This is a genomic window from Rhodohalobacter sp. SW132, assembly GCF_003390325.1.
Classification (GTDB): Bacteria; Bacteroidota; Rhodothermia; order Balneolales; family Balneolaceae; genus SW132.
Window position 1 is genome coordinate 14,858 of sequence record NZ_QUOK01000006.1, and the last position, 25,687, is coordinate 40,544.

The following is a 25,687-nucleotide window of genomic DNA, read 5'->3' on the forward strand; positions in this document are numbered from 1 at the left end:
AAAATGAACTTAAAATGTGTGAATTCGATATGAATTAAACAGTTCCTTTTAGAATTGGGAATTCATCAAAAGTTTAGTAAAACGCGGTTATCCGACGGCCATCCGCAGATGAATTATGAAATCAAAATTTTGTTTTCTTTGGATAGGTTCTTAATCTCTGCGCATGTATTAAACTGACTTCTGTTCTGTAACTGAATTTTTCATCAATAATTGCAAGACCTGAATATTTATGGCATTAATGATTTCAGTATCCGGAATTCGCGGAATTTTCGGCTCACACCTTACTCCGGAAAACATCATCCGATTTACGGCCGCTTACGGCACCTGGCTTGACGGCGGTACGGTTGTCGTGGGAAGAGATTCAAGAGTAACCGGCCAAATCTGCGAAGATCTCGTCTGTGCAACACTCCAGAGTGTTGGATGTGATGTTATAAAAACCGGTATCGTACCCACTCCAACTGTTGCCATGGGAGTGCTGAAACATGCGGCGCAGGGTGGTTTGATTATAACAGCGAGCCATAATCCGGCCCAATGGAATGCCCTGAAAATGCTGAACGAGAAAAGTGAATTTCTCGACCCGGAACAGGGAAAAAAGGTGATCGAAATTGCAGAAAACGGGGAGTTCAATTACAAACCGTATGACCAGATCGGGAGGATTATCACCGATACGGAGTTGATTGACTCCCATATTCAGAAAATTCTCGCACTCCCCTATATTGATTCAGAGACTATTAAAAAGAGTAAATTCACTGTTGCTGTTGATGCTGTAAACGGTGCCGGATCAGAAGCCCTTCCTCAATTGCTTGAGGCGCTTGGTGTTTCTGTGCACAAACTCCACTGCGAACCAACCGGTATTTTCCCTCACAACCCGGAGCCGCTGCCCGAACATCTTGAAGAGATCTGCAATTTTGTGCGCGATAATGATTGCGATCTCGGAGTGGTTACAGATCCCGATGGCGACCGGCTTGCGCTCGTTGATGAAAACGGAAAACTTTTTGGAGAAGAGTACACACAGGTTGCTGCGTTTGATTTTATGCTTGAAAAAAATCCGGGCGATACCGCAACCAACCTCTCCTCATCACGAGCTGCAGATGATATTTCCGAAAAACATGGACAGACCTGTCACCGCGCTTCTGTGGGCGAAATCAATGTTGTGAAAGTGATGCAGGAAAAAGAGGCCGTAATCAGCGGCGAAGGCAATGGCGGTGTGATCAATCCTGATCTCCATGCCGGCCGCGATGCGCTTGTCGGCACAGCAATGATTCTTCAGCTGCTGGCAGAGCGAAAAATTAAAGCCTCTGCCTATCGCGATTCGCTGCCCGACTACAAGATGGTGAAACAAAAAATCCAGCTTTCCGATCTGGGAATGGATGCCGATGAACTGCTTGAAAAAGTTGCCGAAACATTTAAAAATGAAGAGGTAAATACACTTGACGGTGTGAAGATAGACTTCAGCGAAGGTTGGGTTCACTTCCGAAAATCGAATACGGAGCCGATTGTGCGAGTTTACAGTGAAGGAAAAAGCGAAGAGGATGCCCGTTCACTGGCAGACAAAGTTCTGGATGTGATTCGGTAAATCATTGCTGTTCAAAATATTTTTGAAGCTGGCAAAAGCCTGAGTTCGATTCTAAAATTAATTTAAAAAAGCGGGTGATCCTGTCCAAAAGAGCGTCATCCCGTACTTGATACGGGATCTCCTATCCCTAATACAGGAGATACCGGATCAAAGTCCGGTATGACAGTAACTGAAGATAATATGCCTTGTTGTACGCTCTTTTGGACAGGATCACCCGCTTTTTAACATTAGGTATGACATTATTAATCGAACTCAGGTTAAAAGCATTTTTTTAAAGTAGATGGATCTACAGGAAAGTTTGTTGATGAAAAATTCTTGTGCTGTTTATGAAGTTATAAAGGCTCCCGGTCATGTTGCAACCCGATCCAGCATCTCCCATTCTGGTTCGAAACGTTAAACTCCGCAAGTGAGATACGGTTGTTTTATGCGAAGACGGGAGATTAGGGAACAGGGTTCGCGATAACATCTCAAAAGAGTGTGTAGCTGTTACGACTTCTGGACTTCTCGGTTCAGCGAACCGAGTTACGTAGGAATTCCAGACGCTTAAAAATCGCTGAGTTCCGCTGAAAGACTTCTGTCCAAATTTCACAACTCAGCGAAACTCTGTGTGATACTTTGTGTAAATCTGCGATTTTAAAAATCAACGCGGATTATTCACCAGGTAATTTTTGATAGATCAAGCGGGTGCACGATTCATCATCCTAACCACATTTTTTTCAAAATCGGGATATATAATTCCTCTCTCGGTGATTATGCCGGATATATATCGGTGCGGGGTGATATCAAATGCAGGGTTGTAGGCGCTGGTCTGACCCGGAGAAATCGGATGCCCGTTTAGTGCAGTGACTTCCTCCTCATCACGTAATTCTATTTCGATATCATCTCCCGACGCAAGAGAAAGGTCAAACGTAGAATAGGGTGCCGCCACATAAAACGGGATGCCGTTCTCTTTCGCCAGAACAGCCAGCGTGTACGTTCCGATTTTGTTTGCCGTATCGCCATTTCGCGAAATTCGGTCAGCGCCCAGAATAACCAGGTCTACCTCTCCCCTTTGCATTAAAAATCCAGCCGCAGAATCCACAATCAGGGAGTGCGGTACTCCGGCTTTTCTCAACTCCCAGGTTGTCAGCCGTGCGCCCTGCAGAAGCGGACGAGTCTCATCAACCCACACCTGATTTATATTTCCTGCATTGTGAGCGTGCGTAATGCAGGAGAGCGCCGTGCCAAACTGACCGGTGGCAAGACCGCCTGTATTGCAATGTGTGAGTACCCGTTTCGGCTGATCAAAAAGCTGCAGTCCTTTTTCTCCGATCGATCTGCAAAGTTCGCGGTCCTCATCATGGATCTGAACGGCATCAGCCAGAACACTTTTCTTAATTTCATCAGTATTTTGCCCGTCACGCACGCCTCGTTCAACCTGATCCATCAGCTTATTTAGCGCCCACGACAAATTTACCGCTGTTGGCCTGGCAGAGTTTAGTGAGTCAGCTACCCTTCGGCACGCTTTTAAGAATTGATTGTCTATCTCAGTTTCCAAATCTTTAATACCGAGATAAAAACCGTATGCCCCCGAAATTCCAATTGCCGGGGCACCCCGTACACTTAATCTCCGGATGGCGTTTCGCACATCCTCAGCCGTTTTCAACTCGAGATAATTCTCCTCTCCGGGCAATTTGGTTTGATCGATAATTACCAGGGATTCGCCATCCCACCGTATCGATTCAAATACGTTTTCTGAACTGCTCATTTATACTACGTTTTATAGATTATAAACGCTGATTCGATTCAATTCGCTTTAGAGTCTCGGAAATCTCTGACAATAAGGGTTCGAGAGAATGACCAGTCTTCGAATCCTCAACCGGGGCTGAAGCGTGGTGAAAAGTGACTTCATCCCGCTGATCCATCACCTTTTTTCTGAAACCTTCGGAATCGATAATACCAGTCAGCTTCATATCCACAGCATTTGCAGCACTTTGGCCAGCTGTTTCAATTTGAAGTGAACTTAACCCAAAGTAACGTAAAACCGGGCCTTCCTTGAATGCCAGATCCTGAATTTTATCCAGCGGTATGGTTCGCTCTGTGGTAAACAAAACTCCTTTTTTGAAATGGAGAGCGCGGGTTGTTAATTCACAGTGAAGACCTTCAAAATATTTATTCAGGTAGGCGCGGCCGGCTATCAGCCAGACCGGTATCAAAATAATTCCAAATACTGTGGCTGCTAACCCCGCGATCACACAGATATTGATATACGTTTTGATCCTCGGCTCGAATTGAGCTTCATAAATTCGTGTTGCTTTTCCCTGGCGTGACGTCATAATCTGATTCTAAAAGTTTCGAAAAAAGTGAAACGATTATACCGCATTTTCTCATCACTTGTTACACAGATTAATATTTGCAGCGCTTTATCTTCCGCCCGATTCCGGAGCCTTACAACAGCTCATCAAGTGCATCCTGCAGATTTTTCAGCTTAACATTTCCGTGTGATGCACTCCAAAACGGCGCACCGTTGTGGAGCAATATCACCTGAGGGGATTCATGCCGGATCCCGGTTTTTTCAGTAATGTAAGCTGATACCGGACGCAACGATACCACATCCACTAAATGAAGATCGGCAATCCCGGCCAGATCATCCAAACCCGTTTCCAGGCTTCGTTTGGAAAATATCGACACTGCACACCTGTAACTATGCTTGTAAATAATCTGCGGTTTCTCACGGTTTCCGATGAGTTCATCCACAGATTCATTCGTCTTAAGGGCAGACCAGTGACTGTTTTCAGGCGTATCCGTGCCACTAAACCACGAACGGATTGATTTCATATAGCCATATTGAAGATATTGATAAAATTAGATTTACAGAATTAATGAAAGGCGATTATTTACGCAGGAACCTCTTCATCAAGTGTAAAACCCTGCAGAGCTACCGCTTCACGCAGGAGTTTCATTCCAAGTCCGATACGTTTCAGTTCCGGTACATCTCCGGTAAGATCAAGAATCGTAGTGTCCTGCCCTGAAAGTTCCTGCTGATGATCAACAACAAGATCAACAAGATTATCAAAACGGCTGAGATAGAGTTCACGGTCGTTACCGTCCGGCTGTCCATTTTCAACATTGGGCAGTTTCGCTGTGATGGCCATCACGGGGCGGCCGAGTTCCTGGATCGTTTGCAAACAGATGGGGTAATTGGGCACACGAATCCCAACAGTTCGCTTTTTAGGGTGGGTTAAAAGCCGGGGAACTTCGCGCGTTGCGGGCAGGATAAATGTATATGGACCGGGAATCAGACGTTTGATTAATTTAAAATTGTCATCAGAAAGGTTTGCAAACGTTGATACGTGTTCAAGACTGTGACACATCACCGACAGGTGATCCTTCTTTCCCATCTGGCGAATCTGACGAATCCTGTCCATCCCGCTTTTATTTTGATAATCGCAGACAAGAGCATACTGGCTGTCGGTGGGTATCATTACTACTCCTTCATCAAGCAATATATCCACAAGATCAAATATTTGTTTTCTTTTTGGACTTTCGGGATTGATCTTAACTCGTTCAGACATAGAATCTTAGGTTTAGTTTTTGTTATGTTGGAAGTGTACCAAAAAACTTATCTAATAGCTGTACAGATTTTTTTTGTACTACACTATTTATACCATTCATTTTAGTGTTTGTCAACGATAAGTTTTTAAAATCTGTTACATAAATCTGATAATTAATTATAAATAAACATAGGAGATTCATGGATACGAATATAAAGGCCTGGTGGCTTGGGCATTCTGCCTTCAGATTAGAATCACAAAATGGAACAGTAATCTATATCGACCCATTTTTATCACAGAATCCCACTACACCCGATGAGTTCAAAAATCCGGACGATGTGGATATCATCCTGCTCACACACGGTCACGAAGATCATGTGGGGGATACACTGGATATCGCCAAAAAAACGGGCTGCAAAGTAGTCGCCCAGGTTGAACTGTCGCACCTGCTAAAAAAACATGGCCTGGACGAAGAGCAGAGAATTGAGTTCAATAAAGGGGGCAGTGTAGATTTTGAAGATTTCTCTGTAACCCTGGTGAATGCCAATCACAGCTCATCCTACCAGGGCGATTATGCGGGTGAAGCCGGCGGGCTGCTCCTCTCTTTTGATGATGATATCGCCTTCTACCATATGGGTGATACAAATATCTTCAGCGATCTTGAGCTGTATCGGGAAATTTATCGTCCGCATGTTGTGGCTGTACCGATGGGAGATTATTATACGATGGGACCGCAGGAAGCCGCGATATGCTGTGAAATGCTGAATCCCGATATTGCCGTACCGATTCACTACGGAACATTCCCTGTACTTACCGGTGATCCGGAAGAGTTTAAGTCGTTTACCGAAGAGTACTCCGATGCTGACGTGAAAATTCCGAAAGCCGGAGAACAGTTTTTAGGGAATTAAAGAAAGAAGTATCAATTCAGTAAATTAACTTCAGAAAGCCCCGCATACGTTACGGCGGGGTTTTTCTATAGTTCACTCACCGTTACACGAACCCCATTCTCTTCCAGTTTTTTTATGGTTATAGGATCTGTCCCCTCATCGGTGACAACATGTTGTACACAATCAAGTGTGCAAATTCTGCTAAATCCTCTTTTACCAAATTTTGTACTGTCTGCAAGAACTACGGTGTATTGTGCGACCTCTATAAAACGCCGGTTCAGGCTCGCCTCACCGAGGTTTGTTGTGGTAAGACCAAAATCCAGATCGATACCATCCACACCGAGAAAGAGAATACCGCAGGTTATATTTTCGAGAAATTGCTCTGCATACTTTCCAACAACAGAACTCGAGCTTGACCGAAGCTGACCTCCAAGCTGCGTTATATCCACATTCTCTTTCGCTGAAAGCTCAAGCGATACATTCAGAGCTGATGTGATTATATTTAAATTACTTATGGGTTGTATTTCCCTGGCAAGTGCCAGAATTGTTGTTCCGGATGCAAGAATAATCGAATCGTTCTCCCCGATGAGTTTCACCGCTTCATTTGCAATGGCCTGCTTTTCTTTTGCCTGTATTTTTTCTTTTTCATGCACATGCCGATCTCCTCTGTATGGATTTGAACGGGTTGCCCCGCCATGTGTACGAAACAGTAAGTTTTTATCCTCCAGCATCCGAAGATCTTTTCGAATCGTCACTTCAGATACAGACAACTCCGTACTCAGTTGCTGAACGGATACTTTTCCAAACTGCTCAATTTTATTTAAAATTTTTTCGTGCCTTTCTGATAGTGTCATAGAAAATGCTTTTGTTTCCAGTTAAAATAACTTCATACAAAAAATAAACCAAAACTTTGAATAATGAAACAAAACGTAACTTCATAAACTGTTCTGCATCAATGATGTATAACGACACCGTCTCAGTTGACGTTAATGGGAATCCTTACTTTTTTGTTGTTTCGTTTTGATTTCGTTTTATTTTGTTTATTTTATAAGTGAAACAATTGCATAATACGCCTAACAAAATGGTGAAAAAAATGAAAAGAGAATCTGTAGTCAATCAAATTGAAAGCGGTTCAGCTGAAGAGTGGGACTTAATTGTCATCGGCGGAGGTGCCACTGGTCTCGGTGTTGCACTCGACGGGGTAAGCCGGGGATTCAAAACGCTTGTGGTTGAGCAAGCAGATTTTTCAAAAGGCACTTCCAGCCGCAGCACAAAACTAGTGCATGGCGGTGTGCGTTATCTTGCCCAGGGAAATATTGACCTTGTGCGGGAAGCACTCCGGGAACGCGGACTGCTGCAAAAAAATGCGCCTCATCTTGTGCAAAACGAGATTTTTGTGATACCCAATTATTCCTGGTGGGATAAATTTTTCTACACCGTTGGCTTGAAAGTATACGACCTCCTCTCCGGAAAACTCAGTCTTGGAAAATCGCGGGGGATATCAAAAAAAGAGACAATTTCCAGGATTTCCACAATTAACAGTGAAGGCCTGAAAGGCGGTGTGATCTATCACGACGGCCAGTTTGATGACTCAAGACTAACCATTAATGTCGCTCAAACCATCACTGAAAAGGGCGGCGCTGTACTCAATTACTGTGAAGTGAAGGGGCTGGTAAAACAGAATGGAACAGTAAAAGGTGTTGAGGTACTGGATCATGAGACGGGTAACAGTCATACCATTCATGGCAAATCGGTTATCAACGCTACCGGTGTTTTTGTAGATGAGATCCTGTCGATGGATAAAAAAGATCATAAAAATATTGTGCGTCCCAGCCAGGGTGTTCACCTTGTATTTGAAAAAGATTTCCTCCCCGGTAACGACGCGATCATGATCCCAAAAACAGATGACGGACGTGTATTGTTTGCTGTACCCTGGCATAACAAAGTTGTTGTTGGTACCACGGATACCCCTCTTGAAAAACACAGCCTTGAACCAACTGCTCTTGAGGAAGAGATTGAATTCATCCTTCGAACTGCCAAAAAATATCTCACCAAATCCCCCACCCGTGAAGATGTATTGAGTGTTTTTGCAGGATTACGGCCTCTCGCGGCGCCCCAGGGCGGGTCAACCAAAACAAAAGAGATTTCGCGAAGTCACAAAATTATGGTTTCAGACTCCGGCTTGATCACCGTCACTGGAGGAAAGTGGACCACATTCAGAAAAATGGGCCAGGACACTGTGAATGAGGTGATCAAAATTGGGTCCCTGCCAAAAACGAAAAGTACTTCTGAAGATTTAAAAATTCATGGCGCTTCTGATAATGTTGATTTTCAGAATCCACACTACTTTTACGGTACAGATCAGGAAAAAATTGAAGCCCTCATTCGCGAGAAACCGGAACTTGGCGAGAAACTTCATCCTGAGTACCCTTTTAGAAAAGCAGAAGCCGTGTGGGCAGCCAGAAATGAAATGGCCCGTACGATTGAAGATTTTCTGGCAAGGCGAATTCGAATCCTCTTTTTAGATGCCCGTTCAGCCATCGACATGGCACCTCAAGTAGCCGAACTGATGCAAAATGAGCTAAAAAGAGACGAACAGTGGAAAATAAATCAGATTAAAGAATTTATGAAGCTCGCCAATCGCTATCTGCTGGTCCGATACGAGCCGTAAGTCAATACTTTTAACCAATCAATAATTCACAAACCAATCAAACTCATGAATAAATACATTTTAGCACTCGATCAAGGCACAACCAGTTCCAGGGCAATGCTGTTTGACAAAAATGGTTCGATTAAATCGATCGCTCAAAAAGAGTTCCGGCAAATTTACCCAAAGCCCGGCTGGGTTGAGCACGATGCACAAGAGATCTGGTCAACCCAGGCCGGTGTTGCAGCCGAGGCGGTGGCTTCTGCAGGAATTAACGGAAAAGCGCTTTCGGGTATCGGTATTACCAATCAAAGGGAAACGACCGTGATCTGGGATCGGGAAACCGGGAAACCGGTCTATAATGCAATAGTCTGGCAGGATCGACGGACATCCGACTACTGTGATGAATTGAAAGAACAGGGTCATGCCGATCTGATCCAGGAAAAAACCGGTCTTGTGCTCGATGCCTATTTTTCCGGTACAAAGGTAAAATGGATTCTTGATAACGTAGACGGAGCTCGTGAGCGCGCCGAGAAAGGAGAGCTCGCCTTTGGAACGATCGACTCGTGGCTGATTTGGAACTTTACCCAGGGAGAAATTCACGTTACAGATGTTACCAACGCCTCTCGGACTCTGCTCTATAATATAAACACCATGGAGTGGGATGATGAACTCCTGGAGCTGCTGGATATCCCGAAAAGCCTATTGCCGGAAGTGAAGCAGTCAAGCGAAGTGTATGGCAAAACCAAGACCACACTTTTTGCCAGCAAGGTGCCGATTGCCGGAATTGCAGGTGATCAGCAAGCCGCACTTTTCGGTCAGATGTGTACCGAAAAAGGGATGGTTAAAAATACGTATGGCACCGGTTGCTTTATGCTGATGAATATCGGTGATAAACCGATCAAATCTGAAAATAACCTCCTCACAACAGTCGCCTGGAAAGTGAATGGCAAGACAACCTACGCACTCGAGGGATCCGTCTTTATTGCAGGAGCTGTTGTTCAATGGCTGCGGGATGAGATGAGCATTATTCAGGAAGCAAAGGACATCGAATACTTTGCCAATAAAGTAGATGATTCCGACGGCGTCTATCTTGTACCTGCGTTTGCAGGACTGGGTGCCCCTCACTGGAAACAGCACGCAAGGGGAATTATGGTAGGAATTACACGGGGAACCAACCGGGCCCATCTGGCGCGGGCTGCCCAGGAATCAATTGCCTACCAGGTAACCGATCTTCTTACCGCAATGAATGCAGATTCTGGCATCGACATCAAGGAACTTCGGGTTGATGGCGGAGCCACCGTGAACAACACGCTGATGCAATTTCAGAGTGATCTGCTTCGCGTGCCAACCGTACGTCCCGAAATTACGGAAACCACGGCACTTGGCGCTGCCTACCTGGCCGGTCTCGCAACCGGATTCTGGAGTGATATCGAAGAGATACGCAAACAATGGAAAGTAGAAAAGGAATTCGAACCCAAAATGGAAACATCTAAAGTAAATGAGCTGACCAAAGGCTGGAAACGAGCCGTAAAAGCCGCTATCGCCTGGGCAGACGACAGGTAATATCACGAATCAAAATCATGGCAGCAGAATGTTTCTTTTCTGCTGCTTTCTTCAAAAACAAACAAAAACTTAATGAAAGGAGTATGATATTATGAGCCCATATATTGCAGAAATCGTTGGAACCGCTATACTAATGTTATTGGGTAATGGCGTTGTAGCCAACGTGCTACTCAGTGACAGTAAAGGTCAGGGCGGCGGATGGATTGTCATCACATGGGGTTGGGGTATTGCCGTGTTTACGGCGGTCTACGTGGTAGGTCAGTTTAGCGGCGCCCACATCAACCCGGCAGTAACCATTGGTTTAGCTGGCGCCGGACTTTTCGAATGGGGCGAAGTTCCGTTTTATATAGCTGCACAGATGATTGGTGCCGCAATTGGAGCATTATTGGTATGGCTTGCCTATAAAGATCACTTTGCAAAAGAGGAGAATGCCGACCTGATTCTGGCTGTTCACTGTACCGCACCCGCAATTCGAAAATATCCAAGCAACGTTATGACGGAAGCTATCGGCACGATTATGCTCGTTTTTGGAGTCCTTTATCTTGTCTCACCCGGATTTTTAGATGCTGATGGAAAAATGCTTGAAACCATTGTGTTGAACGGAGAGGAGATTGGATTTGGTCTCGGTTCACTTTCGGCACTACCTGTAGGACTATTGGTTCTCGGAATTGGACTTTCACTGGGCGGACCCACCGGTTATGCGATTAATCCGGCACGGGATTTAGGCCCCCGAATCATGCATGCAATTTTGCCGATTCCCGGAAAAAGGGATAACGACTGGGCTTACTCATGGGTTCCTGTCGTAGGACCAATTATTGGTGCACTCATTGCAGCAGGACTCTTTCTTATGCTATCCTGAATATTATAGAAGGGTGGTATAGGAATAAGATGATGGGTGTTGAGACCCATCATCTATCCTGTTTCACCTATTCATAAATATTCCCATACCGGCATTTTCTCTGCGCTACCAACACATTAGAAAATGCCTGCCTTTAATCAAGCTAAATACAGAAATACCATAAACTTGGTGAAATACATTATGAAATGTACAAAAATTCTTCTCACATATCTATTCGCGCTGATACTTGTAACCATTCTGTTTAACCCGCATCCCGTAACGGCCCAAAATGGAACCTCATTTACTACGGATACAGGGTGGGATTTAAACGTTAACGGGGCATTACCAGTATTTACGGTTCTGTCAAGTCACGAAAATTTCAGTTCTGACGGCCAGGATCAGTTTGCAACCCGAGTAATGTCTGGCTTCAATCCTGCAAATGTAACCTTTACCGTGGATGCCCCTACACAAAACGGATTGGATGTCTCTGCAATTTTTCAAATTAATCATCACCTCCACGGACCGGGCGTTCAAAATTCAGGCCTGTTCGAAGGGCGAATTGCTGAAATTCAGATATCCGGATCTTTTGGCACCATCAATGCCGGTAAAGGATTCGGGGTATTCAACAGTAGTTCTATTGGCGATGAAGGCAGCGGAATGGGCGTTGGAAGGTTTGCAGGTCCGGATGCTGCAGATGCAACTCTTGGCCGGATTGGGAGCGGGTATACGTATGCAAACTTTAATCCGCGAATTATTTACACCACACCAAATCTGAATGGATTTACTTTAAAAGGTGGCCTTTTTAATCCCGAAAAACCCGGCGGGGCCAATTCAGGTATCGAAACTCCATCTCCCAGATTAGAAGCACAAGTCGATTACAGGCGTGATTTAGGTATCGGCTCACTTCAGGTATGGGCCGGAGGATTGCATCAGCAGGTTGATGTTTTGGAAGATGATTTTACTTACAATTTTTCCGGATGGGATACTGGAGCGCAATTTACTATTGCAGGTTTAACGCTTACGGGATCATACTCAGAGACCAACAGTATTGGAGCTGACGGGCTGATAGGAATCAACATATCAGGAGGTGATCCGCTGGACCAGGCCGATGTCGACGGAACCCAGTGGTATACCGAAGCAACATACAAAACAGGACGTTTCCTGCTCGGTGCAAGCTATGGGGAAGGAAGCCAGGATTCCATCACCACCGATGTAGGATCATCCAACGAAGTCACCAACAAATTACTGATGGGATTTGCAAGATATTCCGTGACTGATATTTTAACGCTTATGGCTGAGGTACAGACTTTTGAGTCGGAGTCACAAGCCAACTATTCTGCTCTCATACTCGGAACTCAGATTACGTTTTAACTGTACGTTCTTTCGACTTTCCCAAACCACGTCCCTATCTCCTTTCGAAGGTATTTGGGCGTGGTTTTCCTATTCCGGAGCTAATTTGAATGTGAATCAGAAAACTCCTCTTCTTTTCTTAATTTCAGGACCAATGAATAAAGGCTAAATATCAAAAATAAACAGACGTTCATGTACACCGAAAACGACAGCCGGCTTGCCAATCAACTGTTAACCCACAGTGTAGAACTTAAAAAAGGGCAAAAAATCCTGATTCAATGTATCGGGCTGAATGCTGTGGGTCTCGTTCGGGCACTCGCTCAGCAGGTCCGGGAGATCGGCGCTCACCCGTTTTTAAAAATCGAAGATCCCGAAATAAACCGGATGATGCTGGAAAGCGGTGACGAAGAGTATTGGAAAAGTCAGGCTGAAACCGATCAGCTGCCTTTGATGAAACAGATGGACGCGTTTATCGGGATTCGAGCATCAGAAAATATTTATGAGAATTCATCGGTCTCTAAAACTGCAAACAAAGCCTATTCCGACCATTTTCTGAATCCTGTACATTTTGAAGAGCGGGTTAATCATACCAACTGGGCCGTTCTGCGCTATCCTTCCGCTGCCTTTGCGATGAACGCAAAAATGTCCACCGAACGCTTCCGTGATTTTTATTACGATTCATGCCTGTTCGACTACAACAAGCTGAAAGAGGCAATGAAGCCGCTCGAAAAGATGCTAAGGGCTACAGATAAAATTCACCTGAAAGGAGAAGGCACCGACATTGAATTTTCCGTGAAAGGCCAGAACTGGATACCGTGCTACGGGAAACGAAACATCCCGGATGGCGAACTCTTCAGCTCACCGATTCTGGATTCTGTGAACGGCCACATCACCTACGCCCCTTCCGTTTACCAGGGAAAACCGTTCGAATTTGTTAAGCTTGTGGTGGAAAATGGGGTTGTTACTGATTTCGATTCATCCAATAACAGCGCGCTTGAAGAAATTCTTGCCACCGATGAGGGCGCGCGCCGGTTTGGTGAATTCAGTTTTGGCCTGAACCCGATCATCAAAAACCCGATGTACGATATTCTGTTTGATGAAAAGATTACCGGGTCAAACCACCTCACTCTTGGTAAAGATTATGAAATTGCTCCTAACGGCAATGAGAGCGCCATTCACTGGGATCTTGTGTGCATTGGAGCAGATGTCTACTTTGATGGTGAGTTAATAAGAAAAGGACGGGAATTTGTGAAAGACGAGCTGAAAGTGCTGAATCCCGGGGAACTGTTGCATGAATAATAACTTCTGATTCCAGATGCTGTTGCATTTCTACTGCCGGTTCTGTAAATAGGGTGAATAACATTCACGAACCCAATCAGTTATGGAAGACCTGCTCTTTTCCGTTAACTGGCTTGCAGTACTTACCGCCACGTTACTCTACTTTATTCTCGGTGCTCTCTGGTACAGCCCGGTTTTGTTTGCCAGCATCTGGATGAAATTGCGAAACCTGAACGAAGAAGATATCGGTGATCCCAATCCGGTGATTTTTCTCTACTCTTTTTTGCTTCAGTTTATAGCCGTTGCATCTCTGGCTATCTTTTTTACTGGAATGAATATTCACACTCCAGTGCACGGAATCATAGCCGGATTTGGCGCTGGTGCCGGTATTCTTTTTACACTTGCAGGTACGACCGGAATTTTTTCTGATACACCAATAAAGCTCCATTTTATCGATAACGGTTATCATGTAATAGGCCTCACTCTTTCGGGATTGATTCTTGGCTGGTGGGTGTGATATCGCAATAATTCAGAATAGAACCTCACTGATTTGATTTTACCTTTTAAAAAAACATCCGTCTATGCCGGGTTAGGCAGTACCTCCGGGATTATAAAGTTCGAAAACAGAACTCTTCAGATTGAATACCAGACGATTGATGAGCTATTCAAATATTTTAAATCCGAAGCCCGGCAGGTTACCTTTCAACTCTCTGATATTGAATCAGTTGAAATGAAGAGCGGCTGGTTCAGTTATAAGTTATTTATAGATGTAAGAAGCCTGAAAGCGCTTGACAAATTTCCTGCTGTAAAGGGAAACCGAATAAAATTAAAAGTTTCACGGACCCACAGGGAAAAGCTCAAATCCCTAAAAAGTTCACTCTCGCTTGCAATTTCCGAACACAAGCTGGATCAGCTCGACAGTCATTCGGATGAGTATGAGTATGAGAATGAATCATTAAAAAATACCGCCCGGACAGATGGAAATCAGGGTCAACGCTCTGGCAGATCTGATCAGAAAACCCGGGGCGGCCTGCAAAATGCACTGGAGAAAAGAGATCAGCTAAAATAGGTAAATCGATTTCTAATCTCACTTGCACCCTTTTCACCTGCAAAGCATCAGTTCGTAAGAATGGCAACATTTTCGGCCCATATTATTGATTTACTCTCAATTCCCGCCTCTTTCTTGTCGTAATCTTGGTTCATCTACCAAATAATTATCAGCAGAACGCTAAATTATCAGCTGATCGGCACATGAATAAATGCATGTAATCATGTGCAAAAACATTGCCCCTATATCAAAAAACCGCTTACAGGTCAACTAAATAGAATTCATGACTCTATACTTTAACACAAAAATGCATACTGTATCATAAAAGTATTTTTTATTGGAATTGTACACCAGCTTTATTTTGTTAACTCGTAACGTCATTATAATTAAGCTTTTGATAAATATTTTAAGATGGAATACTCCATCACGTTTCGACATTAACCGTAACGAACACAAATGTATATGGAAACACGAATACCAATTTTAAAATCAGCTCTTCTTAAACTTCTGGAAACTACAATTTCGGTAGTGATACTTTTGCTGCTTGCCATACCACAGCTTCATGCTCAAAATACAGGTACTGTTCAGGGGGTTGTGTATGATACCGAAAATAACCCTCTTCCCGGAGCAAATGTTTTGCTTCAGGGAACGCAGATAGGAACCTCTACGAACCCTGATGGAGAATATGAGCTTACTGCCTCGCCGGGTGATTACACACTACAGGTTAGCTTTTTAGGATTTCAAACCACACGTGAGGCCATTACGATTGCCGCTGGCCAGGTTGTAACGGTTGATATTACCATGCAAAGCAGTGTGGTTGGCACAGATGAAGTAGTGGTGCTTGGAACCCGGCGTGAAGGACGAACCATCACGCAATCTCCTGTTCCTGTTGATGTGATTTCTGCTCAGGAAGTACAGGCTTCGGGTTTTACACAAACTACTCAGATTATACGGTCGCTGATACCGTCATTTAATTCACCTGAATCATCGATTACAGATGGTACAGACCACGTTCGACCCGCCACACTCCGGGGACTTGGACCTGATCAAACCCTCGTATTGGTTAATGGTAAAAGAAGACATACATCAGCCATTTTACATGTAAACGGTTCCGTTGGCCGTGGTTCAACAGGAGTTGACCTGAATGCCATCCCCGCGAATATGATCGAAAGAATTGAAGTCCTGCGGGATGGAGCGGCTGCACAATATGGATCGGACGCTATAGCCGGAGTAATCAACATTATTTTGAAAGACAGGCAGGGTCTTGATGCATCACTGAGTTATGGTCAGCATGTCAGCTATGAAGAGCGCGGATATGCCCCAAACCAGGCGCTGGCTCCCGGTGAATCAACGGCTGGTTTTCAGGATTCGCCTTACTATCCCGGAGTTGAAGATGTGTGGAGACTTGATGGTAAAACCACAAATCTGCATGTCGGATATGGATTTGAACTGCCCAACAACGGGTCACTTTACGTTGCAGGTCAGTATCGCGACCGCGGGCGTACAAACCGTTCAGGATTGGATCCAAGACCGAACTATTTTGAACTCGCTGATGGAAGCCCTGATCCGCGAGAGGAAACTTTCGACCGTAACAACCACAGATACGGCCAGGGCGAATTGCTCGATATTAGCGGATTCTTTAATGGCGAAATGGACATCACTGACAATTCCCGCTTTTATGCTTTTGGCGGTGCCAGTTTCCGTGAAGGTGAAACCGGCGGATTCTACAGACGAGGCCTGGATGACCGGACACTTCGAGCCTACTACCCGGACGGATTTTTACCTCTCATCAGTTCCGATATATATGACGGATCTGTTGGAGCCGGTTTTAAAGGACGCACAGGCTCATGGAATTACGATTTGAGCCAAACCTACGGCCACAACGCAATTCGATACGGTGTAAAAAATACGGTGAATACATCCATGGGGGTTGGAAGCCCGACTCGTTTCCATGCCGGAACACTTTCTTTTGATCAGGCTACTACCAATTTCGATTTGGTACGAACCGTAGATATCGGGTTTGCCGAGGAATTGAGTATCGCCATGGGTGCCGAGTATCGGTATGAACTCTATCGGTTGATCCGGGGCGATGCCGAATCCTATACCGATGGCGGTGTACCGATCCAGGATGGTCCGAATGAAGGAAGTCCGGCAGCAACCGGTTCCCAGGTATTTCCGGGGTTCTCACCTGCAAATGAACAAAACGAAGCCCGATACTCCGGTGCTCTGTATATCGACCTGGAGACCAATATTACCACACCCTGGACACTCGGAATTGCCGGCCGCCTCGAAAGCTACAGTGATTTTGGAAATGTGGCCACCGGGAAGATAGCTACCCGCTATGAACTGTTTGACGGTTTTGCTCTCCGGGGTGCAGCCAGCACAGGATTCAGGGCTCCATCTCTTGCCCAATCGTATTTCTCATCTATTGCCACGGTATTTATTGATGGCACACCGTTCGAGGTTGGAACTTTCCCGGTAACCTCTCCGGCTGCACGTGCGCTGGGTGCGGAAGACCTGGAAGCAGAGACATCTGTGAACCTCAGTGGTGGATTTACATTCGAGCGCGGCAACTTTTCGCTGTCAGCCGATGCCTACAGAATTACGATTGAAGACCGTGTGGTATTCACGGAGAACTTTACTGGTGAGGGAATTGCCAATTTCCTGCAGGGACAGGGCATCAACGCAACCGGTGGACGTTTCTTCACGAATGCTGTAGATACCGAAACCAATGGTATTGATGTTACGGCACGTTATGGATTTAACATCAATCCTGATTCTCAGCTTAGATTTACGGTAGGATTAAACTACAACGAGACTGAAATCACCAACCCGGATGAAATTGAAACGCCTGCAAATCTTGAAGGCCTCACTGATGAGCCCCTGTTTGGCAGAGTTGAGATTGGACGGTTTGAAGTTGGACAGCCGAGTTCAAACATCAATTTTATGGCTAATTACACAACCGGTCCCTGGGGATTGATGGTCCGGGCAGTCCGGTATGGTGAGATTGAAGTTCGAAGAACAGATCCGAATGAAGATCAAGTGTACAGCAGCCTTTTTTCAACGGATGTTGAATTTGGATATAGCTTTTCCGAAAACGTCCGACTCACACTTGGCGCCAATAATATACTTGACCAATATCCCGATAAAACGTTCCAGGGAAGTAGCTTTAACGGAATCTTTCAGTACTCAGGTTTCTCCCCTTCAGGATTTGGCGGACGCTATCTCTATTCGAGAGTAACGCTGAATTTCTGATCATAAAATCCATTACAAATTACATTGAACTACCTCGGGGCAGAGCCCGCGAGGTATCAAATAAGAACCCTTAACTTTTTGGTCAATACAAAGCTTACTTTTGGAGTGTCCCCCTTTGAAGGGGGCAATGGGGGATGATTTGTAGAGTTTTGAGACCATAAAAATTGTTAATTTACTTGAATCAACGCCTACTGGATCATCCCCCAGCTCACTCCGTTCGCTTCCCCCCTTCAAAGGGGGACTTTTATCTTTTTCCGACCCAGAGGGTCGGGGAATTAAACAACTTATGAATTAAAAAGCCCCGCGGATCACTCCCGGGGCTTTTTTTATGGATGAAATTTGTTGCTGAACAAACAAGCCAGAGTTGCACATCTTGATACGCGAGGCAGCGACGACGCGCTACACGTACCTGCCAGTTGGTGAAACGGTACCGGCAAATGCCGGAACCCTCAATAATTCTACAGTTCATCATCACGCAGTTCGTGATACTCAACCGCTCCATATACCAGCAAGGGAACTTCATACTAATCAAATTGATGCGCGGGTCAGCAACTCCGCGTTACATACAGATTTCAATCCTCGCAACTATACGGATCATGCTTCACGTAGTAATCTTTGTAGTTGGATGCGTTCTCATCCATACACCCTTCCAGGTTCAGTACACGGACTGACCGGATATCGGTGGGATGGCTCTCACCCTGCAGTGCAAAATAACCGCCGCTGATTCGCTGACCGTTATCAAGCTGTGGTCTCGAGTATTCAAAAATCACTTCATCATTTACAATATGCTGGATTTTCTCACTTCCGTGTGCCACAAGTTCGGCTGTAACCCACTGATCTCCATGTTGTGTTGGGCCGTCTGCTCCAATGCAGTGATCCGTTACCAGTTCACCATCCACCACAACATGAGTTCCCGGAGTGCAGATACTTCCGTTTGGTCGATCTTCTTCCCCGTCACCACCCAGTAACTGAAACTCAATAGAGTCGGGAAAGTCCTGGTCTAATTCCATACTCTCCGCAGACTGTGAATGAAACATAATTCCATTATTCATAAACGCCCAACCGGGCCCATTTGGCGCCTGTTCTCCCACAAACCGGTATTCCACGATAAGCCTGTAGTATGAAAACGGTTCTTCATAAAAGATGTGGCCAAACTGCCCCTCAAACTGATCATATTCGTCATAACGAACCTTCATCAGACCGTCTTCAACCCGGAAGGTATTCGCGTAATTTTCATTTAGCTCATATCCGGTAATTTTAAAATCCCATCCGTCGAGATTTTCACCGTTAAAGAGCTCTACCCATTCCTCTGAATCGGCATTGCTGTTATCTGATAAATTGTTGGATGACGTATCAGTACAGGAGACCATCAATGACAAAATCAGGCCCGCAAAAAGCAGAAATTTCAGTTGTAATTTGCTGGTAGATATAAACATAACATTCTTATTTAGTGGTTGTGATTGGTTTCTATGTAGTGAGTATACGATTTTTGACGAAGAAGCTCTGCTGCCGTTTCCGCAGTAATATCACGCTGTGAATTGCCGAGCATTTCGTAGCCGACCCTGAATTTTTTCACCGTGGCAGATCGAAGCAGCGGCGGATAAAAGTGCATGTGAAAATGCCACTCCGGATGCTCCTCTCCATCCGTTGGCGCAGGGTGAAAACCGGCCGAATAAGGGAATGAAATATTAAAAATATTATCGTATTTGGTGGTAATTTTTTTGATGATATCTGCCAGGGATGACTTTTCATCATCGGTCATATCTGTAAACCTGCCGAACGGCCGGCGGCTCACCAGCAGCGTTTCAAATGGCCAGAACGCCCAAAATGGCACGACGACCACGAAATGATCATTTTGTGTGACGATCCGATCTTTCTCCTCCAGTTCAAGCTCCAGGTAATCACCCAGCAGTGTAGTGCCATGTTTTTGATAGTAGTATGACTGCTGGCGCAACTCTTTGGCAGGCTCTTCAGGAATCGTTTCCTGCGCCCAAATCTGACCGTGGGGATGCGGATTACTGCATCCCATCATTTCCCCTTTATTCTCAAAAATCTGAACGTAGTTGATAAATGGTTTTGAGCCCAGCTCGTGGTATTCATCCACCCAAAGATCCACAACTTTTCGGATGTGATCGACCTCCATTTCCGGCAAGGTTTTATCATGCCGGGGGGAGAAACAGATCACCCTGCAGATTCCTTTTTCAGTGCTTGCTACCAGCAGGTCCTTCTCGTTCATCTCCACGGAATCTGTTTCAGGGAGAAGAGCGCTGAAATCGTTGGTAAATGCAAACGTGGTGCTGTACTCAGGATTTTTTACTCCCCCCGCCCTTTCGTTGCCGGGACAGAGATAACACGTCTCATCATATTTCGGTTTATCGGGAAAGGCGATATCTTCCTGCTGCCCCTGCCACGGACGTTGATTTCGCTTTGCAGAAACCTGGACCCACTCCCCGGTCAGGATGTTTCGCCGCCGGTGCGGTTGTTCGTTAAAATTAATCGACATTATTTAGCTCACCCCATTTGTTTTTTACCGATCAGGGCTGCTCCCTCACCGATTTTTGCCACATAAAACTCTACAGTGGTTTCAACCTTCTTTTTATACTCTTTTCTGATATGCTCTTTCACCCGATCGAGAGCGTGCTCATCTACAAGGTTGATGGTACATCCGCCAAAGCCGCCGCCCATCATCCGGCTGCCGTACACTTCGTCCAGTTCAATTGTCGATTCTACAAGCAAATCGAGTTCCCTGCAGCTCACTTCATATAGATCTCTCAGACCTTCATGGGAACGGTACATCAGTTCGCCGAACGGTTCAATTTCATCCGCAAGAAGATGGTTGCAGGCGTCCAGAACTCTTTGGTTTTCATCCAGAACATATCGGCACCGGTTGTAAACCACGCCGGATAATTTGTCGCGATAGTTTTCGAGAAGTGAGTGGCTCACATCTCTTAGATTTCTGATGGAAGGGTCAAATTCACGCAGTATACTTGCGCCCTCCTCGCATTGCTGCCGCCGCACATTATATTCTGATGAGGCCAGTTCGCGCCGGATTTTGGTATCGCACAACAGAATACAGATATCCTCCCGCTTGAATGGATAATGGGAATATTCAAGCGATCTGCAATCGAGGCGGATAACACTGTTTTCCATCCCGTGAAGATTTGCAAACTGATCCATAATCCCGCATTGAACTCCAACAAATTGATTTTCAGCCTGCTGACCCACTTTTGCCATCTCCAGGGTCGACAAATCAAGACTGAAGAGTTCATTCAAACCGGTTAAAATACCGCCTTCCAATGCAGCGGAGGATGAGAGTCCCGCCCCGATGGGAATATCACCTCCAAAAAGGCAGTCGAATCCGCCTATAGAAAAAGATCTTTTTTCAAGCTGATCAACAACGCCAAGAATATAATCAGGCCATCCCCTGCCCGATTTCTGGAACGGTCCCGGGAATTTGGCTTCAAAATAAGGGTGATCCATATCCACAGCGAACATCCGGATAGAGTTGAGCCCGTTTGGTGCCATTGCAAGGATAATTTTCTTGTCGATTGCAGCGGGGAGTACAAAACCGTCGTTGTAATCGGTATGCTCACCTATCAGGTTTACACGGGCCGGTGATTCTACTACAACCGGCTCACTGTCGAACCGGTTTCTGAACTCTTCTTCTATGTTTTTTGAGTTTAAATGCATCTGAAAATCTCAGGGCTGGATTGTCCCCGGCTGCTTGGGGTGATTTGGGTTAAGCCATTTTTCAGCTGGGTTATGAATCATATAAAATTGAAAAATCTGCGAAATAAGCGTAGATCAGCAGAACGACGATCACCAGAAACACGCTGGCGTGTACGGAATATTTCCAGGGCGTCATATCCACATCCTCTGTGTATTCTTGCTCCCACTTTTCATCCAGCGGTTTGAAGTAACCGATGCCAACCATCAGTCCAACCAGCAGCACAAATGCAAGACCGAGGAAATGAAATTCGGTAATCTGGGCCACCCAGCCGCTGAACGGCGGAACGAAATATCCTATTGCTATTGTGCTGCAGCCAAGAACCAGTGCCCATTTTGCCGCAACCGGCGGGATTCTTTTTCCGACCATCCCGACAAAAATCACTGCCAGTATGGGAATAAAGTAAATCCCGTTCATCTGCTGCAGATATTGGAAAATGCTTTCCTGTCCGATCAGCATCGGCGCGATGATCATTGCAGAAAATGCGACGATCCATCCAAATCCTTTTCCGGCTTTCACAATCTGCGCATCCGAAGCGTCTTTTTTCCACACAGCTTTATAGAAACCATATCCAAAAAGGGTTGAGCTGGCATTAAGTGCAGAGTTAAATGAACTGAGTATTGCACCCACCATCACTCCCGCAAATAATCCGGTCATCGGTGACGGCAGCACATCCCGTACAAGCACGCCGTAGGCGCTATCCGCATCAATTCCTGTGTCAGCGTAAAGATAAAAAGCGATGATTCCGGGAATAACAAGGTAGAGCGGGCCTAACAGCTTTAGCAAACCGGTGAGAAGTACACCTTTTTGCCCTTCTTCCAGGCTGCTGGCACCAAATGTTCGCTGAATAATCTGCTGATTGGTACACCAATAGAAAACATTCAAGAGGAGCACACCGGTAAACAGTGTTGAAAACGGAACCTGTTGCTCCGGTCCGCCGATCGAGTTGAAACGTTCCGGGTTTGCTTCATTCAGTGTTTGCCATCCCTGAAACACGCCTTCACCGCCACTGACCGCCTGGAGCCCAAAATAGGTAATGGCCAAACCGCCAATCAACAACCCGATACCGTTCAGTAGGTCGGATACCGCAATGGAGCTGAGCCCGCCAAAAAGAGCGTAAGCCGTACCGATCAGCCCTACAACCCACACCGTTACCCAGATTACGCCTGTATATGAGTCAATTCCGGTTAACGCTTGTATATCAAGCATTCCAACGAGAGCAGTTGCGCCGGTATATAAAATAATCGGGAGCAGTATGGCAACATATGCACCCAGGAATATTAGGTTTGAGATCACCTGTGTACCGTGATCAAAACGAATCCCCAGAAACTGAGGAACGGTGGCGATACCGCTTTTTAAGAACCGGGGCAGAAAATAGAGCGCCATCAATACGAGAGCCAAAACAGCAAGAACCTCCCATGCCATCACGCTCAAGCCATCAATAAACGCAGAGCCGTTCAGGCCAACCATCTGCTCGGTAGACAAGTTGGTTAAAAGCAGTGAACCGGCAATAAATGGAAAACTGAGTCTTCGGCCCGCAAGATAATAACCATCGAGGCTTGAGATATCCTGATCACGCACCCACCACCAGGTAAATACAGCAACAAACAGAATAAAGAACAGAAAACTGCTGATAATGATAAAATTTTCCATGCTTTTTATGAATGTAGTAAGAAGTTAGTTTTCATAGGGTCTGGATATTTATTTAACCGGAAATTTCCATTGAACCACACTTTTTATTGATAGATCTGTTAGCTGATCTTACCTGGAAAATATATAGCAAAGCGACCTGTTTTCACGGAGCAGAATACTACATACGGTTCATGTTTCCAATTCAAAAAAGTTGAAATAGTGATGATTTCTACTTTATCAGGGTCAGTTTTTTAGTTTGTGAGAAAGCACCCGCCTGCAACCGGTAAAAATATATCCCGCTAGACAGGCTGCTTGCGTTGAATTCAACCTGGTATAATCCTGCCGCCTGTCGCTGATTCACCAGCTCCTTTACCTCTCTGCCTGCCATATCAAATACTGTGAGCGTTATAAATTCTGATTCAGGGATCTGGTAGGAGATCTGTGTCGTCGGATTAAATGGGTTGGGGAAATTTTGATGAAGTGTAAATTGCCGCGGTGATTCCGCCGGTTGATTCAAAGACGTTTCAAGCCCGATCTCCTGGCAGGTTCCCCAAATGTAGGCAAACACTACATCTTCGTCGGGAATTACATATCCGCGGTCTGAATCGTACCAGTCAGCACACTCTTCCGGTACGGTTTCCCGGTAATCCATGTAGTTGTCCCATGTATCTGTCGTCAGATAATAATAGGCTCCTTCATCGCCGGGAAATAAGGTTATTTCGTAAGTGTATATCTCATCACGAAGGTGCTCCATTTCCGCAATTTCCCAGTCGTTCAGGTGCCCGGTAATATAAACTCCACCTTCATAATCTACTCCGGAATCGGCCATATCCACTTTGAAGGTAGCCTGTACTCCTTCTTCAGGTTCCGCCGTAGTTATCGTAGTTACAAAATTATCATAGACATCATTACGTCCTTCAATTTGGGCGCCGTTTGTGAGCCAGACCAGTCCTTCCTCAAGTGAACTGTTACCTGGATATTCTGATTCAACATGCGCACGATAAGTCTGTTCATAGGTTTCAGATATGGCAACTTCATTGCCTGATATCACATTATCGATGATTGTCTCTTCAAAATCCTCATGGATACGAATCAAATCCGTGGTATGACTGATCTGTGGATTTTCCTGACGGACAATATTATCAGCCAGGATGTTCCCACTGGTGGGGATCTGGCTTTCATGACTGCTGTTGATAAACATCCCGACGATCCAGGAATCAACAACAGTATTACCCTTCACCTCATTATTCTGTGATCCGCTCAAAAGCCAGATGCCCCGCGGGAAATTTTTCACATAATTATTTTCTACCAGGTTATTCTGGCTGTCATTAGGCAGACGGATGCCCCCATACGTATCTCCCGGTGGATTTTCATTAATCAACTCATTTCCACTGAACACGTTATCCACAGCCCTGGAAAGATTGATACCGGGTCCGGTAGGTGAATCGGCCGACCGTATAAATTTATTATCTATGATTACATTATCGCGGAATCTCAGATCCGGCATATTTTCCCAGCCTGTGGAAAGTCCCCGGCCATCCATGTTATCAAAAATGGAGTTGGAAATGCGGGAGCTTTTGGCAAGACGAATGATGTTGCCCCCGGAATTGGTCACATGAACGTGATCAATGGTAAGATCTCTGAAAGGCTCTTCTATCCATATCGCTCCGATCCATTCACCGAGTTCATACATATTAACATCAATTTTTAGATCTGACAGCTCCATACCTAAGGTCCGGTCATCGGAATAATGGTGAGAATGGGCAAACAGCGAACTGCGGGTATATCCCTCATGACCGGTATTTATGATCACCGATCTGTCCATCCCCTCGCCTTTGATGCTGACCCCTTCCCAGAAACCCAGTTGCTGAGAGATATAGAACGTCCCTTCCGGGATGAATACTGTACCCATTTGTTCAAGATCAAAAAAGTATCCAATGGCATCTAATATATAATCTGCCTGATCCTCTTCAATTTCACTCCGGGCGCCGTACCACCGTATATCTATGGTATCATCTTCCATATCCCGGATCCATCTTCCCTCGTTGGTAACATCGGAGGCGATGATCATCCCGCCATCACCATCTTGTGTATTTTCAGCCTCAAACGTAAAAAAACCGCCGCCGCCATCATCGGATTCCCAGTATCCTTTTACTTCTACCCTCAACTGGTCTTCAGGGTTTTCATATGCTTTCAGCTCAGCAATTGTCTCAACTTCAACCTGGTCTTCCACGATCGCGTCATCTGCCCCTGCAACATCGAGTGCAAGCAGAGCGCTGTTAAATCCTAAGAACCATAATGCAACGATCATTATTTGTATCATTTTAGACATGTTATGCTCCTGTTATTT

At 45.3% G+C, this 25,687-nt stretch carries 20 protein-coding genes; 10 read left to right on the plus strand and 10 right to left on the minus strand.

The window, feature by feature from the left end:
• Positions 1-229 precede the first annotated feature (229 nt).
• Positions 230-1,576: a phosphoglucosamine mutase gene (glmM, locus tag DYD21_RS12295; protein WP_116037187.1), complete on the plus strand. Its 1,347-nt coding sequence runs from the start codon at positions 230-232 to the stop codon at positions 1,574-1,576.
• A 676-nt stretch (positions 1,577-2,252) separates the two neighbouring features.
• Here glmM and mtnA read toward each other — a convergent pair.
• From mtnA to DYD21_RS12315, 4 genes are all read right to left on the minus strand, one after another.
• Complete coding sequence (gene mtnA, locus DYD21_RS12300; RefSeq protein ID WP_116037190.1) at positions 2,253-3,323, minus strand: S-methyl-5-thioribose-1-phosphate isomerase; 1,071 nt, start codon at positions 3,321-3,323, stop codon at positions 2,253-2,255.
• Between the two features lie 19 nt (positions 3,324-3,342).
• Positions 3,343-3,891, minus strand: a complete 549-nt coding sequence (locus tag DYD21_RS12305; RefSeq protein WP_116037193.1) for a PH domain-containing protein — start codon at positions 3,889-3,891, stop codon at positions 3,343-3,345.
• A gap of 112 nt (positions 3,892-4,003) precedes the next feature.
• Positions 4,004-4,393 (minus strand): bacillithiol system redox-active protein YtxJ, encoded by a 390-nt coding sequence (gene ytxJ, locus DYD21_RS12310; protein ID WP_116037196.1) that lies wholly within the window; start codon positions 4,391-4,393, stop codon positions 4,004-4,006.
• A gap of 59 nt (positions 4,394-4,452) precedes the next feature.
• Positions 4,453-5,130: an L-threonylcarbamoyladenylate synthase gene (locus tag DYD21_RS12315; protein ID WP_116037198.1), complete on the minus strand. Its 678-nt coding sequence runs from the start codon at positions 5,128-5,130 to the stop codon at positions 4,453-4,455.
• Between the two features lie 179 nt (positions 5,131-5,309).
• On the opposite strand from DYD21_RS12315, the gene DYD21_RS12320 reads away from it, so the two are divergent.
• On the plus strand, positions 5,310-6,017 hold the full coding sequence (locus DYD21_RS12320) for a metal-dependent hydrolase (RefSeq protein ID WP_116037201.1): 708 nt from the start codon (positions 5,310-5,312) through the stop codon (positions 6,015-6,017).
• A gap of 65 nt (positions 6,018-6,082) precedes the next feature.
• On the opposite strand, the gene DYD21_RS12325 is transcribed toward DYD21_RS12320, so the two are convergent.
• Entirely contained in the window at positions 6,083-6,850 is a 768-nt protein-coding gene (locus tag DYD21_RS12325) for a DeoR/GlpR family DNA-binding transcription regulator (protein WP_116037203.1), read from the minus strand.
• Between the two features lie 239 nt (positions 6,851-7,089).
• On the opposite strand from DYD21_RS12325, the gene DYD21_RS12330 reads away from it, so the two are divergent.
• From DYD21_RS12330 to DYD21_RS12365, 8 genes are all read left to right on the plus strand, one after another.
• Positions 7,090-8,667, plus strand: coding sequence for a glycerol-3-phosphate dehydrogenase/oxidase (locus DYD21_RS12330; protein ID WP_199535534.1), 1,578 nt, complete (start codon positions 7,090-7,092; stop codon positions 8,665-8,667).
• A gap of 45 nt (positions 8,668-8,712) precedes the next feature.
• Positions 8,713-10,209 (plus strand): glycerol kinase GlpK, encoded by a 1,497-nt coding sequence (gene glpK / locus DYD21_RS12335; protein ID WP_116037208.1) that lies wholly within the window; start codon positions 8,713-8,715, stop codon positions 10,207-10,209.
• Between the two features lie 91 nt (positions 10,210-10,300).
• The gene (locus DYD21_RS12340; protein ID WP_116037211.1) at positions 10,301-11,068 is read left to right on the plus strand and encodes an MIP/aquaporin family protein; all 768 of its coding nucleotides are present in this window, start codon (positions 10,301-10,303) and stop codon (positions 11,066-11,068) included.
• Positions 11,069-11,248: 180 nt separating this feature from the next.
• Complete coding sequence (locus tag DYD21_RS12345) at positions 11,249-12,418, plus strand: porin (RefSeq protein ID WP_158551617.1); 1,170 nt, start codon at positions 11,249-11,251, stop codon at positions 12,416-12,418.
• Between the two features lie 171 nt (positions 12,419-12,589).
• Positions 12,590-13,696, plus strand: a complete 1,107-nt coding sequence (locus DYD21_RS12350) for an aminopeptidase (protein ID WP_116037216.1) — start codon at positions 12,590-12,592, stop codon at positions 13,694-13,696.
• Positions 13,697-13,778: 82 nt separating this feature from the next.
• A complete protein-coding gene (locus DYD21_RS12355) occupies positions 13,779-14,192 on the plus strand; it encodes a DUF1761 domain-containing protein (RefSeq protein WP_116037218.1) in 414 nt (137 codons plus the stop codon).
• Between the two features lie 33 nt (positions 14,193-14,225).
• On the plus strand, positions 14,226-14,744 hold the full coding sequence (locus DYD21_RS12360; protein WP_116037220.1) for a hypothetical protein: 519 nt from the start codon (positions 14,226-14,228) through the stop codon (positions 14,742-14,744).
• Between the two features lie 441 nt (positions 14,745-15,185).
• Positions 15,186-17,978 carry a TonB-dependent receptor gene (locus tag DYD21_RS12365; protein WP_158551620.1) on the plus strand — a complete coding sequence of 931 codons (2,793 nt, stop codon included), beginning with the start codon at positions 15,186-15,188 and terminating at the stop codon, positions 17,976-17,978.
• A gap of 572 nt (positions 17,979-18,550) precedes the next feature.
• Here the strand turns inward: DYD21_RS12365 and DYD21_RS12370 are convergent.
• The 5 genes from DYD21_RS12370 to DYD21_RS12390 all read right to left on the minus strand — a co-directional run bounded on the left by DYD21_RS12370 (position 18,551) and on the right by DYD21_RS12390 (position 25,669).
• Entirely contained in the window at positions 18,551-19,414 is an 864-nt protein-coding gene (locus DYD21_RS12370) for a DUF1080 domain-containing protein (protein ID WP_116037226.1), read from the minus strand.
• Positions 19,415-19,425: 11 nt separating this feature from the next.
• Positions 19,426-20,484, minus strand: a complete 1,059-nt coding sequence (locus tag DYD21_RS12375) for a UDP-glucose--hexose-1-phosphate uridylyltransferase (RefSeq protein ID WP_370051360.1) — start codon at positions 20,482-20,484, stop codon at positions 19,426-19,428.
• A 5-nt stretch (positions 20,485-20,489) separates the two neighbouring features.
• Positions 20,490-21,668 carry a galactokinase gene (gene galK, locus DYD21_RS12380; protein ID WP_116037232.1) on the minus strand — a complete coding sequence of 393 codons (1,179 nt, stop codon included), beginning with the start codon at positions 21,666-21,668 and terminating at the stop codon, positions 20,490-20,492.
• A 70-nt stretch (positions 21,669-21,738) separates the two neighbouring features.
• Positions 21,739-23,358 (minus strand): solute:sodium symporter family transporter, encoded by a 1,620-nt coding sequence (locus DYD21_RS12385; RefSeq protein WP_116037234.1) that lies wholly within the window; start codon positions 23,356-23,358, stop codon positions 21,739-21,741.
• 208 nt (positions 23,359-23,566) lie between these two features.
• Positions 23,567-25,669: a right-handed parallel beta-helix repeat-containing protein gene (locus DYD21_RS12390; RefSeq protein ID WP_116037237.1), complete on the minus strand. Its 2,103-nt coding sequence runs from the start codon at positions 25,667-25,669 to the stop codon at positions 23,567-23,569.
• Between the last annotated feature and the right edge of the window lie 18 nt (positions 25,670-25,687).